The sequence below is a fragment of the Pseudoalteromonas sp. 0303 genome, from assembly GCF_013349995.1.
Taxonomy (GTDB): Bacteria; Pseudomonadota; Gammaproteobacteria; order Enterobacterales; family Alteromonadaceae; genus Pseudoalteromonas.
The window spans coordinates 1-16,448 of sequence record NZ_JABVXF010000037.1 but is presented as its reverse complement, the minus strand read 5'-3'; the positions used below and the strand labels follow the sequence as shown (position 1 = coordinate 16,448).

The window sequence follows — 16,448 nt, the reverse complement described above, 5'->3', positions numbered from 1 at the left end:
CTTAATCCTTTTTCACTTCGCCAGTTTTTTTGTTCACATGGACATCAACCACGTGGCCGTTCGTTTTTAAAATTCTTACGGTAAATACTTTATCTTGCTCTGTGATTTTTAGGGTTCGGCCGTCTTCAGATTTTTTGGCGATCGTCACAGCCTGCTTTTTAGTCACCTCTTGGGCTTGTTTCTTATTGGCATCAGCATGAAAGCTTGATAATGCAAATAAAAGACTAAAACTGAAGGCTAATAATATGCGCATGACGGGGAACTCCTAAACCAGACCCATTTAGTTTAATTAACCAATTAACTAAAATTCAAGTAATTACGTTAAATTCTGTAATTCAATAGCCAAATCTTAGTTAATAAGCCGTGAACAAACACTGAATTATTGATTCAGTTAAGTTCAGAGGTTAACCAAATACTTTTTTAAATGGTTTTACGACTGAGTTGTCGTAAACACCCGCCGCAATATACGGATCGTTTGCAGCCCATTCGCGTGCAGCTTCTAATGAGTCAAATTCTGCTACCACTAATGAACCAGTAAAACCAGCGTCAGCCGGATCTTCACTATCAATGGCTGGCAATGGGCCTGCCGTAAATAAACGGTTTTGATCGTCTAATTCTTGAAGGCGTGCTAAGTGAGCAGGGCGTGCAGATTTGCGAGCCTCTAAACTATTTTCAACATCAGTTGAATAAATCATATACAGCATGGTGTGTTCTCAATGTTATTTTTAAAAAATAGTAGCATATTCTTAGCAATAGACGAGAGATTATTCGCGTAATAATCTTTACACAAACCCATATAACTTTAACTTATAAAGCTTGAAATACGCGGTGTAACACTGGTAGAGTCGCTGGGTTGAGAAAATAATAATAAGGTTTTTAAATGAGCGAAAAACGCGAGCATTTTAGCTCCCGCCTCGGTTTTATTTTAGCGGCAGCCGGTTCTGCTGTAGGTATCGGAAACTTAGTGGGTTTTCCGGTTTCAGCTACAAAAAACGGCGGTGGTGCTTTCCTTTTAGTCTATGCATTGTTTGTCATTTTTATCTGTTTGCCAGTGATGATGGCTGAAATGGCCATGGGTCGTAAAGCGCAAAAAGATCCACTTGGTTCATACAAATTTTTAGCGGGCAATGATCCTAAATGGAACTTTGCTGGCTTTTTAGCCGTATTAACGCCATTTATGATTGCTGTTTTTTATATGGTGATCACGGTATGGATTTTCGGTTATTTATCGCAAACCGCATTTGGTAATCTAGATGCCTTGGCCCAGCCAGATAACTTTGGCACTTTTATCAATAGCTACACCGTGTTTGGTTACATGGCCGTGGTTGCCATCATCGTTAACTTGATTTTAGTGGGCGGTGTTAAAGAAGGTATTGAAAAAGCGGCTAAGTTTATGATGCCAGCTTTATTTGTACTACTCACCGCATTGGTTGTATACGTACTAACTCTTGATAACGCAATGGCCGGTGTTAAGTACTATGTTGTGCCTGACTTTTCAAAAATGGATGCCAGCGTATTAAATGGTGCATTAGCTCAAGCGTTTTTCTCGTTGTCACTAGGTATGGGTATCTTAATGACCTATGCATCGTATATCTCTAAGAAAGACGATATTGTTGGTAGTGCAAAAATGGTTGCAGTTACTGATTCGATGGTGGCATTTATTGCTGGTCTAATGGTGCTTCCAGCTATTTTCAGTTTTAACCCAGATACTGACCCAAGTACTTTATCTGACTCGTCAGTATCGATGATTTTTGTCTACCTACCAAAAATTTTATTAGCGTTACAAGCTGATATTGGCTACGTGGGTGCATCAATTGTTGCGTTTGTATTCTTCTTACTTGTCTTTTTTGCTGCAATTACGTCACTTGTATCAATTGTAGAGGTGCCAACTGCAACATTAAGTGACCGCAAAGGTATCAGCCGTAAAAAAGCACTGGCTATCTTAACCTTATCTACAGGTGTATTGACTGTGCTGTGTACCATGTCATTTGGTATGGTTGACTCGCTTACAAAGTTTGTTAGCTATGGCGGTGCAGATAAGAGCTTATTTGATATCGTTTATGATGTGTTTTACGACACAATTTTACCGCTTAATGGTTTAATGGTGTGTTTATTCGTTATGTATCGTTGGAAAAAAGCAAACTTATCGGCAGAGCTAAGCCAAGGCTGTGAAGGCTATGTTGGTAGCTTTACAGAGAAGTATGTGAACTTCTCGCTATCAACGTTTATCCCTGCCATTTTATTACTAATCTTTGTAAATACGGTGGCGACTAAGTTTTTTGCATTTAGTATTTTCGGATTTTAAAAACCAGTTTAATACTTAGCCGCGCACTTTGCGCGGCTTTTTTATACCTATTACATTAAAAGGCCCCCGCATCAAGCACATCACCCAAGCCAAGGGTAAACATCCAAAGTCCCCATAAGCTATGTTCAATCACACACACGAAGGTTGAGCGGCTTTGCGCGTACGTATAAGAAAACAACAGCCCCCCTAAAAATGCCAACAGTACGGCCAATACATTCGCATAGACAATGTGAGCTAACGCAAACACTGATGCGCTGACAATAATACGCACTGTTTTACTTGGCATAATGCGTTTATAACGATGGAAAAAATAGGTTCTAAAAATAAGTTCTTGCGGCATCACCGATAAAATGGGGTAGAGCAATAACAACATTAGCCAATCGTTAAATGAGTTTCGTGGCAGTGAAAACCAGTTTTCTTGGTTCATGATGCCGTAAAACATTCCGGAGAATAACGCCCCTAAAAAGAAGAAACTAAATAAGCGACGTTTTACCGCACTAAATTGCCCAAGGCTAGTTAAACGAAAGCGTTTAAAATGGGGATCAGATAAAAGCAACATGCCGCACACGGCCATTAAAATAATAAGGGCAGGAATAAGCCAGTTAGCGAGGTAGGCACGAAGAAAGAAGCCTAATAGCGGCAAAGAAACAAATATGAGGGTAAATTCAAGCCAGCGGTATTGGTTAGCGTTCAATGTCGTCTCAGCGTGTTTTTTGTTTACGCTAACAAGCTAAGACGACAGATTTATGACATTAAGATTGCTTTTGATCTTTCTCTTCGTCATCTTCAGGTAAGTATTTGAATAGGGTGATGATCGTTGCTAACACGCAAACAAAGGTAATGCCCATTAAGCCAAACACTTTAAAGTTAACCCAAAAATCGAGCGAGAAGTTATAGGCAATGTAGATATTCAGCGCCGAGATACCTGCAGTCACCGCAACCCAAAATAGGTTAAGTTTGTTCCAGAGCGCTTCAGGTACGTTGATTTCTTGTTTACTCTCAGAGGCATTTTCTAAAATCGAGCTAAGCGCTTTTTTCACTAGGTTTTTGCCAAGTACATAGCGGCTTACTAACAAAGTAACACTGAAAATGGCATACACAATGGTGGCTTTCCATTTCACAAACTGCTCATCGTGGAACACTAAGGTGAGGGTACCTAACACCACCGCTATAGCAAAAAACACCCAGTGACGGGTTGGCACTTTACCATCTTTAAAATAACAGTAAGCAACTTGAATTAAGGTGGTTAGCATCAGCAAGGCTGTTGCCCAATAAATATCAACTAACTTGAAAACCGCAAAAAATAAAATCAGCGGGATGTATTCAATAATCGCATGCATAAATTTATAAATGCTCTAATTTAAAAAGATACTGGGTTGTATCAAGTTATCACGCAAGATACAAGGTTGACTTAACAGCCCTGAAAGCTTAGCCTCCCGAGCCAATCTGGCCTAAACCTGCGTTTAGGTTGTTTTACCTTATCTTTTTCCGCTTAACCTCAGATGATTAAGCGGCGTATTTTGGAGCACTTTTTATGAATAAAGCCGCGTTAGTATCGCAAATGGCTGCCCACAGTGAATTAACAAAAAAAGACACTCAAGCTGCCTTAACCAGCATGTTAAATGCTATCGAAAAGTCTCTTTCTGAGGGCGACCAAGTGCAAATTAATGGCTTTGGTACGTTTGCTCTAAGTTATTACCCAGCACGCAAAGGACGCAACCCACAAACCGGTGAAGAAATTGAAATAGAAGGCGCTAACAAGCCAGTTTTTAAACCTGCTAAAGCACTCAAAGACGGTTTATAAGCAGGATTTGCAAAGCGGGTGTAGTATTTACAGAGCATAAATAGAACACTTGAAAATTTATTCAATATTTTCAATCTATTAAGTTTGGCATGTTGTCTGCTATTAATTGTTTAGGTTTACCTAAATAAGGAGATAACATGTCAAATTTAAATAGCCAACTGAATGGTAAAAAGATTGCCATTCTTGCAACCAATGGTTTTGAGCAAAGCGAGCTATTGTCACCACGAAGCGCATTATTAGAAGCTGGTGCACTTGTCGAAGTTGTGTCACTTGAGCGTGGCGATATCACAGCATGGGATGAAAACCAATGGGGTGAGCGAGTCAGTGTTGACCGTGTAGTCAGCGAAGCAGACTCTGCAGAGTATGACGCGTTACTTCTGCCTGGTGGCTTATTCAACCCAGATACGTTACGTCAAGATAGCGAAGCAAAAGCCTTTGTTGATGGTTTTTTCAGTGCCGGTAAAAACAAACCTATCGCCGCGATTTGCCACGGTCCATGGCTATTAGCCGAAATTAACAAACTACGGGAGCGCAAAGTAACCTCATACCCAAGTATCAAAACAGATTTGATCAATGCAGGAGCTAATTGGGTTGATCAAGAGGTGTGTGTAGATGAGGGCATAGTCACAAGCCGAAGCCCAGCCGACTTAGAGGCCTTTAATCGTAAGTTTATCGAAGAGATTAAAGAGGGTGTGCACCGTCATCATTAATTGTTAAGCACAAAAAAGGGCCTTTATGGCCCTTTTTGAGGTAATAAAACAAACTTACTTTGTAGCTGCTTTCATACTGGCTACAAACTCTTTTAAACCAGTTAGCATTGCTGCTTGATCATCAAGGTTTGCCTCGATGATTTTAACAACCGCAGAGCCTGAAATCGCACCAGCGGCTCCTGACTCAAGTGCTGATTTAACATCTTCCGGTGTTGATACACCAAAGCCTAATAATGCCGGTGCAGCATGGTAATCTTTTAGTTTTTTAACTAATGAATCTGCTGGCATTTGTGCCTTGGTTTCTGTGCCTGTCACACCTGCGCGTGAAAGAAGGTATGTGTAACCACGGCCATATGACGCACACTCTCGTAAAGTGTCATCATCAGCATTCGGTGTAGCAATAAAAATTGGGTCAATGCCATTTTTCATTGCTGTTTGGCGAAATAGCTTTGATTCATGTAGCGGCACGTCAGCCACTAAAATTGAATCGACACCGGCTTCTTTAGCATCTTGATAAAACTTCTCAATGCCACGTTTAAACACTAAGTTTGAATACAATAACAGGCCAATTGGAATATCGGCATTGTACTGGCGCACTTGTTTGATGATATCAAAGCAATCTTGGGTATTAATGTTTTCATCAAGTGCACGAATGTTAGCAGCTTGGATCACTGGGCCATCAGCAATCGGATCAGAAAATGGAATACCTAGCTCAAGGGCATCAGCGCCGCCATCAATTAAGCTTTTGATGATTTCTACACTCAGTGCTTTATTAGGATCGCCAATCGTAACGAAGGGTACAAAAGCACCTTGGTTGGTTTCATTTAATGTGGCGAACAGTTGTCCGTAACGGTTAGTCTGGCTCATAGTGCGCCTCCTTCTGATAAAACACTGTGTACGTGAGCCAAATCTTTATCGCCTCGGCCGCTTAGGTTAACCACTAAAATGGTGTCTTCGGTTTGTTGCTCGGCATATTTAAGGGCATATGCTAGGGCATGGCTTGATTCAAGTGCAGGAATGATCCCTTCGTTCTTAGCCAGTAGTTGGAATGCTTCAAGCGCTTCAGTATCGGTAATACCTACGTACTCAGCACGGCCAGTTTCATGCAAGTGAGCATGCTGTGGGCCAACAGCAGGGTAATCTAGACCTGCTGATACAGAGTAAGACTCTTCAATTTGACCATCATCATCTTGCATAATGTAGGTATAGGTCCCGTGTAAAATGCCTTTGGTGCCTTTACATAAGGTTGCACCATGCTGGTGGGTATCTAAGCCTTTACCTGCGGGCTCTACACCAATTAGTTTAACGCTTGGCTCATCAATAAAGTCTGTAAACATTCCAATGGCGTTAGAACCACCACCTACACAAGCAAGCACAGCATCTGGTAAGCGACCTTCTGCTTTAAGCACTTGTTGTTTTGCTTCTTCACCAATCATTTTTTGGAACTCACGCACCATGGTTGGGAATGGGTGAGGGCCTGCTGCAGTGCCTAGTAAATAGTGAGCATCTTTGTAATTTGCTGACCAGTCACGAAGGGCTTCGTTTACGGCATCTTTTAAGGTACCAGAGCCCGCTGTGACAGGAATAACCTCTGCGCCCATTAGTTTCATACGAAATACATTTGGTTGCTGACGTTCAACGTCTTTTGCACCCATGTAAATACGGCATTTTAAGCCTAGTAAGGCACAGGCTAGGGCCGTTGCAACACCGTGTTGGCCGGCACCTGTTTCTGCAATGACTTCTTTTTTACCCATGCGTTTGGTAAGGAGTGCTTGACCAAGTACTTGATTGGTTTTGTGCGCACCACCATGGAGTAAATCTTCACGCTTTAAATACAGTTTTACCTTAGGGTTTTTAACTAAGTTACGTGTCAGTGTTAATGGTGTAGGGCGACCTGCGTATTCATTTAATAGTTTTTCAAACTCAGCCTGAAAAGCAGGATCGTTTTGTGATTTATTAAACTCTGCTTCTAGTTGCTTGAGTGCTGGCACAAGCAGCTGTGGTACAAACATACCACCGAATTCACCGAAATAAGCTGGATTTTGCATTCTAACCTCAATAATTTCTGATATGCGAAAACGCATTTTGTAATTTTGTTTGGCACTTTTTACCCGCTGACGCTTCAACGCCAGAATTTAGGTCAAGGCCGTTAGCACCGCGATAAAGCGCTGCATGGATATTTTCTGGGTTTAAACCCCCGGCTAACATAAACGGCACGGTTGCCGTCTCTAGCACTGACCAATCAAATGCTTCGCCTGTGCCGCCTTTTTGGCTTTTGCTGTAAGTATCGTATAAATGGCGATCAACCCCTTCAAGCGGTTTAGGTAATTCACCTTTAACGGCTTGGGCTTTCCAAATTTCACAGCCAAGCGGTAATTGCTTTCTGAGGCTTTGAATATACTCGCTATTCTCATCGCCATGTAATTGCACGGCCGCTAATTTTAAGCTTTGTGCATAATCGACCACTTGTTCTAGAGGTGCATTGACAAACACACCTACATACGCGAGTGGGGCACTTTGCGTAACTTGCTTGGCACAGTCTATATCGACATAGCGCGGTGACTTAGGATAAAAAATTAAGCCACCATACACAGCACCACTGGCGTAGGCTGCCATCGCATCTTGTGAACGGGTTAAACCGCACACTTTGTTCTCACCTAAAATCACTTTACGACACGCGGCTTCTAAGTCGCGTTCAGCCATCAGTGAGCTGCCAATTAAAAAGCCATCGCATAATGGTGCAAGACGTTTTACATCTTTATGGGTATAAATGCCCGATTCTGAAATCACTACTTTGTCATTTGGGATAAGCTGACGTAAACGCTCAGTTGTTGCAAGATCAGTACTTAAATCACGAAGGTCGCGGTTATTGATACCAATTAGGCTGGCATTAAGTGCAAGTGCACGACTAACTTCTTGCTCATTACTGACTTCAGTGAGTACTGACATATTTAAAGAATCAGCCACCTTGTGAAGCGCTAAATATTGCTCGTCATCAAGAACTGAGAGCATTAATAAAATGGCATCACCACCAGATAAGCGTGCTAAATAAACTTGGTACTCATCAATAAAGAAATCTTTACAAATAAGCGGCTGTTCCACTTGGCTGCGCACGTATTCAAGGTACTGATAGCTGCCTTGGAAATATTTTTCATCCGTTAGTACGCTCATACAGGTTGCGTACTTTTTATAAACCGATGTAATTTCCTCTAAATTGAATGGTTCGCGAATAAGCCCTTTTGACGGTGAGGCCTTTTTACATTCTAAAATAAACTGCGTACCGGTTGCTGCTAATGCGCCTTCAAAGTCTCGCTTGGTTGGCACAACCTCGCTAATGAATGACTCAAGCGGGCGCTGTACTTTTCTTTGTTCTAATTCAATACGTTTGTCGGCAACAATTTTGTCTAACACGTTAGCCATGACTTACCTCAATAATTGCGTTCAATGTGTCCATCGCTTTGCCTGATGCTAATAATTCGCTTACTTGATCTGCGGCTGCTTTTAAATCGCTTGCTTTATCGGTTAAATAAAGAAGGGCGGCAACGTTGGCTATAATGGCTGCGTTATGCGCCATTTCACCTTGACCTTGTAAAATCGCTAAGCTTGCTTTTGCGTTATATTCTGGGCCTTGGCCTGCTAGTTGTTCAAGTGAATAGTTTGCAAGACCAAAATCGCTCGCTGTTAGCGTGTATTCGCTCAGTTCACCGTTATTAAGTTCAACCACTTTGGTTGTCCCGTGTAAGGCAATTTCGTCAGTGCCTGCACCGTGAACCACCATAGCGCGTTTTGTGCCAAGGGTTTTTAAGGTTTCGGCCATTGGTAAGCACAGCGAAGGGTCATAAACACCAAGCAATTGCACCTCAGGGGCAGCAGGGTTGGCCAGTGGCCCTAAGATATTAAAAATTGTGCGGCTTTTAAGGGCCGTACGCACACCCATCGCATGGCGTACACCACTGTGATAATGCGGCGCAAATAAAAATGTAAAGCCGGTATTTTCTAAACAATGGGCCGCTTGCTCAGGGCTCATATCTATATTGATACCCAAGGCTTTAAGTAAATCCGCAGAGCCCGAATTACTCGACACACTGCGATTACCATGTTTGACCATATTGATGCCCGCAGCGGCGGCAACAATAGCAGCCGTGGTACTAATATTAATTGTGTTTGAGCCATCGCCACCGGTACCACAGCTATCAGCAAGCAAGGTTTTGTTGGTTTGAAATGGCACTGCATTGGCGCGCATTGATGCCGCAGCACCGGCGATTTCATCACTTGTTTCGCCTTTTAGTTTTAGGGCGATAAGTGCTGCAGTTAATTCAATATCATTAAGCTTGCCATTCATGATGGCATCAAACAATTGAGTTGCTTGCGAAAACGATAAATCTTGCTTTGCTAATAATTGGTTTAACTGGGTTTGAGTTGTTGCTTCCATGTTATTCCTCTACTGCACGCGTGCGGTTAAAAATTCAATGCTTTGCTGTAATAGCAATGCGCCATTTGGCGTTAAAATTGATTCAGGATGAAACTGATAGCCAAGGGCATTATCTTGTTGATGGTAAATTGCCATCGGAATATTTTCATAACAAGCAATTACTTCAACGTCATCAGGGACTTTGATTGCCATTAATGAATGATAACGAGCAACTGGCATTTTATCGCCCATACCCGCGAATACTGGGTGCTCAGTCAACGCAATAATTGATGACTTGCCATGCACAGTTTCGCCTGCATGACCAATAACCCCACCGTAGCTTTGTGTTAGTGCTTGCTGGCCTAAACAGATGCCCAGCATAGGGAAACGGCCTTTACACAGTTCAATGAGTTCCATTAAACAACCTGCATCAGATGGTGCGCCGGGGCCAGGTGATAGCACTAGTAACACAGGTACGGTCTCTTGGCACATTTTGTCGAAGATGCTTTGTGCACTGATGTTATTACGGTATACCACTAACTGGCACCCTAACATAGAAAGTTCATCGACTAAGTTATAACTAAATGAATCAAAGTTATCTAAAAAGTAGATTTTATAGGCTGATGTTGTCGTCATTATTGTGCCTCGTAAGTCGATTGAATCGCAGTGATCACAGCTTGTGCTTTAGCGCGGGTTTCATTGGCTTCTGATTGTGGATCTGAATCAAACACAACACCTGCACCTGCTTGTACGTAGGCCGTGCCATTTTTAACAAAGGCAGAGCGAATAACAATACAGCTATCCATGGCGCCATCGCCCGTTAAATAACCCACAGCACCGCCATAGCTGCCGCGGCGTTTTTGTTCGGTTTGACGAACTAACTCAGCCGCGCGTACTTTAGGTGCACCCACTAAGGTGCCCATGTTCATACAAGCTTGGTAAGCATGTAGCGCATCGAGTTCAGGTTTTAAAGTACCCACCACGCGTGAAACTAAATGCATCACTTGTGAGTAGCGGTCTACTTTTAATAATTCTTTCGCGTGACGTGTGCCTGGTACGCTAATACGGGCTACATCATTTCGCGCTAAATCAACTAACATCAGGTGCTCGGCACGTTCCTTTTGGTCGTTGCGAAGTTCAAGCTCAATGCGGCTGTCTAGGTCTGGATTAATTTGCCCGTTAGCAAACTTGCCACGAGGGCGAGTACCAGCAATTGGGTATACCTCAACTTGTTTACTCTCTGCGCAGTATTTGAGGGCTGACTCGGGTGATGCGCCGAATAACACAAATTCTTCATCGCGCATGTAAAACATATATGGGCTTGGGTTTTGTTGTTTTAGTTGGCTGTAAGCATGAAGTGAGTCAGGGCAGGCGAGAGAGAAAGTACGTGATGGAACAACTTGGAAAATATCGCCATCAACGATGTTGTTTTTTAACTTGATGACATGTTCGCAGTATTGCTCGTCGCTAACATCAACAGAAATTGGGTTTGAGCCGGTTTGCTTTTGCCCTTGGTAGCTTTGTGCATTGTCACATACGGCATTTAAACGCTCTAACTGTTGACCAACCTCAAAGCAATTAGCATGAACTTCAGGGCCGTTAAATACATTGCCAATTAGCTCGGTTGTTTTTGCTTGATGGTCGATGACAACTAACGTTTCGGCTAGGTAGAAAACATAATCTGGGCAGCTGTTTTCGCCGTCAGGCACATCAGAAAGAGTTTCGAAATTAGCAACCATATCGTAGGCAAATACACCGCCTAAGAACACAGAAAATGGGTTGTCTGTGGTGCTTTTAATACTATTAATACAGCTACGTAGCGCACTAAAAGCGTTATCTGCTACTAATTTACTGGCTTCATCAATGTCGCTTGCTACCTCGTTGTAGGTTAACGTTAATGTGTCTTCTACAAGCTCAGCAGAGCAGTTTTGCACATGAGTTTGTAAATAAGGCAGTAATTGTTTGCCGTTATTTGACTGTGCAGTGAGTGTGACCTGTTTGCCTTGGCAAACAATACGTAGCGCTGAGTCAACCAAAATTAGACTTTTTACACTGTCTTTAGAATCAATTTCAGCAGACTCTAACAGCAGTGAATTAGGCTTATCGAGTAAACTGTATAACGCAAGTGGGCTACTGATGTAGTCGCGCACTTGAGTGATACTGGTTACTTCACCCGGTGTCGTTGTTATATGACTAAAAATCAAACCTCATTCTCCCTCATTCCCAAAAACTCTTTAAAAAACAAAACCCCGCGAAGCTATGCTTGGCGGGGTTCGTATAAAGATGCCTATAAATTAGATAGACCCTTACCGTCCCGCTAAGCCAGGCGCCACCACCAATGATGTGTAAGAGTTGCTATGTAATTCATTATAAAACCTTAAAATTTAGATATAAAAAAACCCGCTACATGAGCGGGTTTTGAAATCGTTAGACACGACAATTCGTCACCCGCTAGTTACGAGTGCCACCACCAAATTGTGATTTGAATTGTTTTGTTCATTGTTGTTTCTTATTTAACGTGTCTGAAAGTGCATACAGTAAAGCGTACCTAAGCCAATACTGTCAAGCATTAATTTACATATTAATACGTGTTGGGCATTTACCCCTCGCAATTGCCCATTTATGTGGGTATATATGTCTAACCTAAAAAGATAATCACGCCTTGGCACTAAATTTTTGTTATACTCACATCATTGATTCAAGAACTTACGTAAAGCAGTCTTTCCCTTTGATAAAATACGATTTACATAGCCACACCACATACTCAGATGGTCAGCTATCAGTCGAGCAATTGTTACACCGCGCGGTTGAGAAAAACATAGATGTGTTTGCAATTACCGATCACGACACGTTAAGTGCCATAAAACCAGCTCGCCAAGTCATAGCTGATGATAATTTACCGCTTAAATTAATTGCTGGTGTTGAAGTATCAACAAAATGGGAAAGCTTCGAAATTCATATTGTTGGCTTAAATGTTGATGATGAAAATGACTCACTGTTGTCATTATTACAAGCGCAACAAGGCAAGCGTGAAGATCGCGCTTTAGAGATCGGTCGTCGCCTTGCTAAAAATGGTTTTGAAGGCATTTACGACCAAGCAAAAACATTTGCTGAAAACGCTCAGATCACACGGGCGCATTTTGCCCGAGCTCTGATTGAGCGTGGTGTTGCTAAAAACTTTCCTGGGGTATTTAAAAAATACTTAGGGCGAGGAAAAACAGGCTATGTACCAAGTAGTTGGTGTGATATGCAAACCGCAATTACTGCCATTCACCAAGCCGGTGGGGTTGCCGTTCTTGCTCATCCTGGGCGTTATCAAATGTCTAACAAATGGCTACGTAAGTTAATTATTGAATTTAAAGACGCGGGTGGCGATGCTATGGAAGTGGCACAACCACAGCAAGCACCCAGTGAGCGCCAGTTTTTAGGTGAACTGAGTCGTGAATATGGCTTACTTGCGTCACAAGGGTCAGATTTTCATTTTCCGACCAGTTGGTTGGAGTTAGGTAAAAATTTATACTTACCAAAAGATTGCCAAGGGGTTTGGCAAGCATGGGAAGGGCAATAGGAGCGTGTAATGAGTCAGTTTTTTCATATTCATCCAGATAATCCGCAACCACGCTTAATCAGCCAAGCGGTTGATATTATCAAGCAGGGCGGTGTTATTGTTTACCCAACCGATTCGGGTTATGCACTTGGCTGTAACATTGGTAATAAGCAAGCAAAAGAGCGCATCGAACGTATTCGTGGTATTGAAAAACACCATAACTTTACTTTAGTCTGCCGTGACTTATCAGAGCTATCTACCTATGCTCGTGTTGATAATCAGTTATTTAGATTAATTAAAAATAACACCCCTGGGCCTTATACTTTCATCTTTAAAGGCACTAAAGAAGTACCAAAGCGTTTATTAAACGAAAAGAAAAAAACCATTGGTATTCGTGTTATCGAACACCCAATCACCTGTGCTTTATTGGCTGAATTAGGTGAGCCGTTAATGTCGTGTTCTTTAATTTTACCGGGTGAGCAATATACCGAGGCTGATCCTGATGAAATTCGCGATCGCATTGAAAAGCAAGTTGATTTAATTATTCATGGTGGTTATCTTCCTGAACAGGCAACCACAGTAATTGACTTGTCGGATGATGATATCGAAATCTTACGTGTGGGTTGTGGTGATACTAAACCATTTGAGTAGAGACTTCATTGACTAGCCCAGAGCTTGACGCGCCAGATAATTTACAAGAGCCAGTACAGCAAAAGCTGCCACTGGCTTTTTTGCATGGCAAAGCGGTGGTCGATAAACCTGAAGACTTATACATCCCACCCGATGCATTAGAGATCATTTTAGAAACCTTTGAAGGTCCTCTCGATTTACTTTTGTATTTAATCAAAAAACATAAACTCGATGTACTAGAGCTCTCTATTTTTAGTATTACAGAGCAATACGTTAGTTATGTTGAAATGATGAGCGAGTTTCAGCTTGAACTGGCTGGTGAATACCTTGTGATGGCGGCGTTATTAGCACAAATTAAATCACGATTATTATTACCAAAACATGAAGAGCTTGAAGAGGAAGAAGACCCACGAGCTGAGCTTGTAAGACGTTTACAAGAATACGAACAATTTAAAAAAGCCGCAGAAAATCTTGATGAGATCCCTCGCGAAGGCCGCGATATATTTGTAGCCGAAGCACTGGTGCCAGAATTGAGTGAGCGTGAGGTACTGTTACCTGACGTTGACATGAAAGACCTGTTAGTTGCACTAAGCGACGTTATGGCCCGAGCTAAAACATTTGAACACCATCATATTACCGCAGAAGCCTTATCGACCCGTGAACGGATGAGCTTAATCTTAGATAAACTCTCAGAAGCGCAATCACAGTTGCCTTTTAGTACTCTTTTTACGGTAGAAGAGGGCAGAAGTGGTGTTGTCGTTAGTTTTATCGCCATGTTAGAGTTGGTGAAAGAAAACCTGATCAGCTGCTTTCAGGTAGATGCCAATAGCCAGATTTATGTTGGTTTGGTGGAAGAAAGCGAATAGCTGGAAGTTAATAGCTTTAAGCTTTAAGCGGTAAGTTTTAAAGGCATTAGATCAATTATTAAAACTGGATCATTACTTGTTGGGGACCAGATAAATATATCAGGGCGCCAGCAATTTGCGACTGTTCAGTTCTTGTCGTTATGTTCCGACTCATTCTAAAAGGATATTTATGTCAAAAGTAACGTTGAAAGGGTTTATTTTAGTTCCTGAGTCTGACTTAGAGAACGTTAAATCTGAGTTGGTGACTAATAGGCGTCTTACCTTAGAAGAGCCTGGTTGCATTACTTTCAGTGTTACTGAACATGCAGAAATCCCACTTCGCTTTGATGTATTTGAAGAATTTATAGATAAATCGGCATTTGAATATCATCAGCAAAGAGTTAAAAACTCTTTATGGGGTAAAGTAACCAGCTGTGTTGAGCGACATTACGAGATCTTTGAGTCATCACCAGTCAAGAAATAGGTCGTCACGAAAATTTGCTTCATATTCGAATAAAAACACTTAACTTACAGAGTGTTAAACAATTGCGCCAAGTCTCAGTACCTGATAAGTTGGTTTTTCCCATTTTGGGGTAAGCCTACTATTAAGGAAAATATAATGAAAAAGTTAGGAATGGTACTGTTATCTCTCGCTGCATTTGGTGCCTCAGCTGCAGAAAGTTTGCAATTAGACCTTAACCTTTATTTGAATAATCAACTTGTAAAAACGCACGTTGTTAAAACTGAAGAAGACAAAACTCAAACAGTGACTGCAGATGATATTCTTAAATTTCAAGAACCTAAGTTAATGGTAAACCTTAATGAACCTGCAACGATTGAGGTGGGCACTGAGGGTGTTGAAGTGTACAGGATTGAAATAACAGCAAGTAAAATATAATTGCTCTAGAATATCTATACGTTTTTATAGCGGCTAACTTAAGCATGCTCCAATTAGTTAGCTGTCTATATTTAGGTATGCAATTGTAAAAATAGGCATACTCTAAGTAGCACCCTTTACAAAGAGCTATTAAGTTTTAGTTATTTTCAATTTTTTAAGGAAAGCAGATGCAGAGTAAACACTTTACAATCAAAACCATGACCAAACAGGAAGTCGAACTCATGATTGATTGGGCTGCAGCAGAAGGTTGGAATCCAGGCCTTAATGATGCAGATTGTTATTTTGCTGCTGATCCTGAAGGATTTCTGGTTGGTTTTCTAGACGATGAGCCTATCGCTACAATTTCTGCTATTAATTACCGCGATGTATTTGGCTTTATTGGCTTCTACATTGTTAAACCTGATTACCGTGGCAAAGGTTACGGAATACAAATCTGGAATGCCGCATTAAAGCGCCTTGAAGGGTTGAATATCGGCCTTGATGGTGTGGTGGAACAGCAAGAAAACTATAAAAAATCTGGTTTTAACTTGGCTTATCGCAATATCCGTTTTGCAGGAGTAGGTCACCGCAAAATGCAGATATTGTAGATCTTAATGCCGTGCCATTCGAAATTATTGACGCATACGAACAGGCTTTTTTCCCAGTAAATAGGGCAAACTTTACTAGAGCCTGGTTAAGCCAACCCCAATGCGACGCTTTGGGCGTAATGAGCAATGGGGAATTGGCAGGATACGGGGTAATTCGCAAATGTCAGAACGGCTTTAAGATTGGCCCTTTATTTGCCGACTCACCAGAATTGGCTGAATCTTTGTTCCTTGCTTTAAAATCTAAAGTGAGTGCCTCTGACGCTATTTTCCTTGATACGCCAGAAATAAATCAAGCTGCTGTCGCTTTAGCACAGAAGTACAACATGCAAGTGTCGTTCGAAACCGCCAGAATGTATACCTGCGAATGTCCGAGTTTGCCATTAAATCGTATTTTTGGTGTGACTTCTTTTGAAATCGGCTGAGTTTATTCAGTCGAGTTACCAATTTCCTTATCTGAAAATTAATGCCTTATACAAGCCAATTTCATACGTGGAAATTTATTGATTCGTATGCGTGTCTTAACTAGACAATTACAGGTTATTTGAGAGTATTAAATTATAAGAATGAAATTAGGGATAAATTAATGGTAGGTGTAGATATTAATCGTGTATTTGCTGAAGTGACGCAGGATGAGTTGAATAAAGATGATGCTTATCTATTACCGGATGGCCGGTACGACGCTAAATCTTGGGCAGAGCTAGATGATTGTCA

At 41.6% G+C, this 16,448-nt stretch carries 20 protein-coding genes; 10 read left to right on the top strand and 10 right to left on the bottom strand.

The features are described 5' to 3' along the window. Position 1: 1 nt before the first annotated feature. The gene (locus tag HUS62_RS18660; RefSeq protein WP_054552908.1) at positions 2-253 is read right to left on the bottom strand and encodes a PepSY domain-containing protein; all 252 of its coding nucleotides are present in this window, start codon (positions 251-253) and stop codon (positions 2-4) included. Positions 254-404: 151 nt separating this feature from the next. Next, positions 405-704 (bottom strand): YciI family protein, encoded by a 300-nt coding sequence (locus HUS62_RS18655; RefSeq protein ID WP_063704552.1) that lies wholly within the window; start codon positions 702-704, stop codon positions 405-407. Between the two features lie 176 nt (positions 705-880). Here HUS62_RS18655 and HUS62_RS18650 point away from each other — a divergent pair, with 176 nt between their 5' ends. Beyond that, positions 881-2,305, top strand: coding sequence for a sodium-dependent transporter (locus HUS62_RS18650; RefSeq protein ID WP_175080752.1), 1,425 nt, complete (start codon positions 881-883; stop codon positions 2,303-2,305). Between the two features lie 55 nt (positions 2,306-2,360). On the opposite strand, the gene HUS62_RS18645 is transcribed toward HUS62_RS18650, so the two are convergent. Both HUS62_RS18645 and HUS62_RS18640 read right to left on the bottom strand, forming a co-directional pair. Then, the gene (locus HUS62_RS18645; RefSeq protein WP_054552911.1) at positions 2,361-2,999 is read right to left on the bottom strand and encodes a type II CAAX prenyl endopeptidase Rce1 family protein; all 639 of its coding nucleotides are present in this window, start codon (positions 2,997-2,999) and stop codon (positions 2,361-2,363) included. Between the two features lie 58 nt (positions 3,000-3,057). Next, positions 3,058-3,645: an inner membrane-spanning protein YciB gene (locus tag HUS62_RS18640; protein ID WP_175080751.1), complete on the bottom strand. Its 588-nt coding sequence runs from the start codon at positions 3,643-3,645 to the stop codon at positions 3,058-3,060. Positions 3,646-3,839: 194 nt separating this feature from the next. Between HUS62_RS18640 and HUS62_RS18635 the strand changes: the two genes are divergently transcribed. Then, positions 3,840-4,109, top strand: coding sequence for an HU family DNA-binding protein (locus HUS62_RS18635; protein WP_054561225.1), 270 nt, complete (start codon positions 3,840-3,842; stop codon positions 4,107-4,109). Positions 4,110-4,246: 137 nt separating this feature from the next. After that, positions 4,247-4,819, top strand: a complete 573-nt coding sequence (locus tag HUS62_RS18630; protein ID WP_054561226.1) for a type 1 glutamine amidotransferase domain-containing protein — start codon at positions 4,247-4,249, stop codon at positions 4,817-4,819. A gap of 54 nt (positions 4,820-4,873) precedes the next feature. Here HUS62_RS18630 and trpA read toward each other — a convergent pair whose 3' ends face one another. The 6 genes from trpA to HUS62_RS18600 are packed head-to-tail and all read right to left on the bottom strand — an operon-like array spanning position 4,874 to position 11,434. Beyond that, positions 4,874-5,686 carry a tryptophan synthase subunit alpha gene (gene trpA / locus HUS62_RS18625; protein WP_055021153.1) on the bottom strand — a complete coding sequence of 271 codons (813 nt, stop codon included), beginning with the start codon at positions 5,684-5,686 and terminating at the stop codon, positions 4,874-4,876. Next, positions 5,683-6,867 carry a tryptophan synthase subunit beta gene (trpB, locus tag HUS62_RS18620; protein ID WP_138619900.1) on the bottom strand — a complete coding sequence of 395 codons (1,185 nt, stop codon included), beginning with the start codon at positions 6,865-6,867 and terminating at the stop codon, positions 5,683-5,685. Before trpB ends, trpA begins: the two co-directional genes overlap by 4 nt. A 7-nt stretch (positions 6,868-6,874) precedes the next feature. Then, positions 6,875-8,239, bottom strand: coding sequence for a bifunctional indole-3-glycerol-phosphate synthase TrpC/phosphoribosylanthranilate isomerase TrpF (gene trpCF / locus HUS62_RS18615; RefSeq protein WP_175080750.1), 1,365 nt, complete (start codon positions 8,237-8,239; stop codon positions 6,875-6,877). After that, the gene (gene trpD / locus HUS62_RS18610) at positions 8,232-9,251 is read right to left on the bottom strand and encodes an anthranilate phosphoribosyltransferase (RefSeq protein WP_175080749.1); all 1,020 of its coding nucleotides are present in this window, start codon (positions 9,249-9,251) and stop codon (positions 8,232-8,234) included. Before trpD ends, trpCF begins: the two co-directional genes overlap by 8 nt. A 9-nt stretch (positions 9,252-9,260) precedes the next feature. After that, complete coding sequence (locus HUS62_RS18605; RefSeq protein ID WP_175080748.1) at positions 9,261-9,866, bottom strand: aminodeoxychorismate/anthranilate synthase component II; 606 nt, start codon at positions 9,864-9,866, stop codon at positions 9,261-9,263. Beyond that, positions 9,866-11,434, bottom strand: a complete 1,569-nt coding sequence (locus HUS62_RS18600) for an anthranilate synthase component 1 (RefSeq protein WP_055021151.1) — start codon at positions 11,432-11,434, stop codon at positions 9,866-9,868. The genes HUS62_RS18605 and HUS62_RS18600 overlap by 1 nt, the downstream gene beginning before the upstream one ends. 524 nt (positions 11,435-11,958) lie before the next feature. Here HUS62_RS18600 and HUS62_RS18595 point away from each other — a divergent pair. The 7 genes from HUS62_RS18595 to HUS62_RS23230 all read left to right on the top strand — a co-directional run bounded on the left by HUS62_RS18595 (position 11,959) and on the right by HUS62_RS23230 (position 16,159). Next, positions 11,959-12,798, top strand: a complete 840-nt coding sequence (locus tag HUS62_RS18595; RefSeq protein ID WP_175080747.1) for an RNase RNM — start codon at positions 11,959-11,961, stop codon at positions 12,796-12,798. A gap of 9 nt (positions 12,799-12,807) precedes the next feature. Next, positions 12,808-13,428 carry an L-threonylcarbamoyladenylate synthase gene (locus HUS62_RS18590; protein ID WP_055021149.1) on the top strand — a complete coding sequence of 207 codons (621 nt, stop codon included), beginning with the start codon at positions 12,808-12,810 and terminating at the stop codon, positions 13,426-13,428. Between the two features lie 8 nt (positions 13,429-13,436). Further along, positions 13,437-14,273 (top strand): ScpA family protein, encoded by an 837-nt coding sequence (locus tag HUS62_RS18585; protein WP_055198728.1) that lies wholly within the window; start codon positions 13,437-13,439, stop codon positions 14,271-14,273. A 169-nt stretch (positions 14,274-14,442) separates the two neighbouring features. Then, positions 14,443-14,736 (top strand): putative quinol monooxygenase, encoded by a 294-nt coding sequence (locus tag HUS62_RS18580; RefSeq protein WP_175080746.1) that lies wholly within the window; start codon positions 14,443-14,445, stop codon positions 14,734-14,736. 135 nt (positions 14,737-14,871) lie between these two features. Further along, positions 14,872-15,150 (top strand): hypothetical protein, encoded by a 279-nt coding sequence (locus HUS62_RS18575; protein WP_175080745.1) that lies wholly within the window; start codon positions 14,872-14,874, stop codon positions 15,148-15,150. Between the two features lie 167 nt (positions 15,151-15,317). Next, a complete protein-coding gene (locus HUS62_RS23235; RefSeq protein WP_258536814.1) occupies positions 15,318-15,737 on the top strand; it encodes a GNAT family N-acetyltransferase in 420 nt (139 codons plus the stop codon). A gap of 11 nt (positions 15,738-15,748) precedes the next feature. Further along, positions 15,749-16,159, top strand: a complete 411-nt coding sequence (locus HUS62_RS23230; RefSeq protein WP_282658491.1) for a hypothetical protein — start codon at positions 15,749-15,751, stop codon at positions 16,157-16,159. Positions 16,160-16,448 lie beyond the last annotated feature (289 nt).

Coding starts and splice junctions, on each gene's coding strand:
- trpD (WP_175080749.1), bottom strand. CDS start 9,251: ATGGAAGCAACAACTCAAACCCAGTTAAACCAATTATTAGCAAAGCAA.
- HUS62_RS18650 (WP_175080752.1), top strand. CDS start 881: ATGAGCGAAAAACGCGAGCATTTTAGCTCCCGCCTCGGTTTTATTTTA.
- trpCF (WP_175080750.1), bottom strand. CDS start 8,239: ATGGCTAACGTGTTAGACAAAATTGTTGCCGACAAACGTATTGAATTA.
- HUS62_RS18590 (WP_055021149.1), top strand. CDS start 12,808: ATGAGTCAGTTTTTTCATATTCATCCAGATAATCCGCAACCACGCTTA.
- HUS62_RS18655 (WP_063704552.1), bottom strand. CDS start 704: ATGCTGTATATGATTTATTCAACTGATGTTGAAAATAGTTTAGAGGCT.
- HUS62_RS18640 (WP_175080751.1), bottom strand. CDS start 3,645: ATGCATGCGATTATTGAATACATCCCGCTGATTTTATTTTTTGCGGTT.
- HUS62_RS18630 (WP_054561226.1), top strand. CDS start 4,247: ATGTCAAATTTAAATAGCCAACTGAATGGTAAAAAGATTGCCATTCTT.
- HUS62_RS18660 (WP_054552908.1), bottom strand. CDS start 253: ATGCGCATATTATTAGCCTTCAGTTTTAGTCTTTTATTTGCATTATCA.
- HUS62_RS18575 (WP_175080745.1), top strand. CDS start 14,872: ATGAAAAAGTTAGGAATGGTACTGTTATCTCTCGCTGCATTTGGTGCC.
- HUS62_RS18580 (WP_175080746.1), top strand. CDS start 14,443: ATGTCAAAAGTAACGTTGAAAGGGTTTATTTTAGTTCCTGAGTCTGAC.
- trpA (WP_055021153.1), bottom strand. CDS start 5,686: ATGAGCCAGACTAACCGTTACGGACAACTGTTCGCCACATTAAATGAA.
- trpB (WP_138619900.1), bottom strand. CDS start 6,867: ATGCAAAATCCAGCTTATTTCGGTGAATTCGGTGGTATGTTTGTACCA.
- HUS62_RS18605 (WP_175080748.1), bottom strand. CDS start 9,866: ATGACGACAACATCAGCCTATAAAATCTACTTTTTAGATAACTTTGAT.
- HUS62_RS23235 (WP_258536814.1), top strand. CDS start 15,318: ATGCAGAGTAAACACTTTACAATCAAAACCATGACCAAACAGGAAGTC.
- HUS62_RS18635 (WP_054561225.1), top strand. CDS start 3,840: ATGAATAAAGCCGCGTTAGTATCGCAAATGGCTGCCCACAGTGAATTA.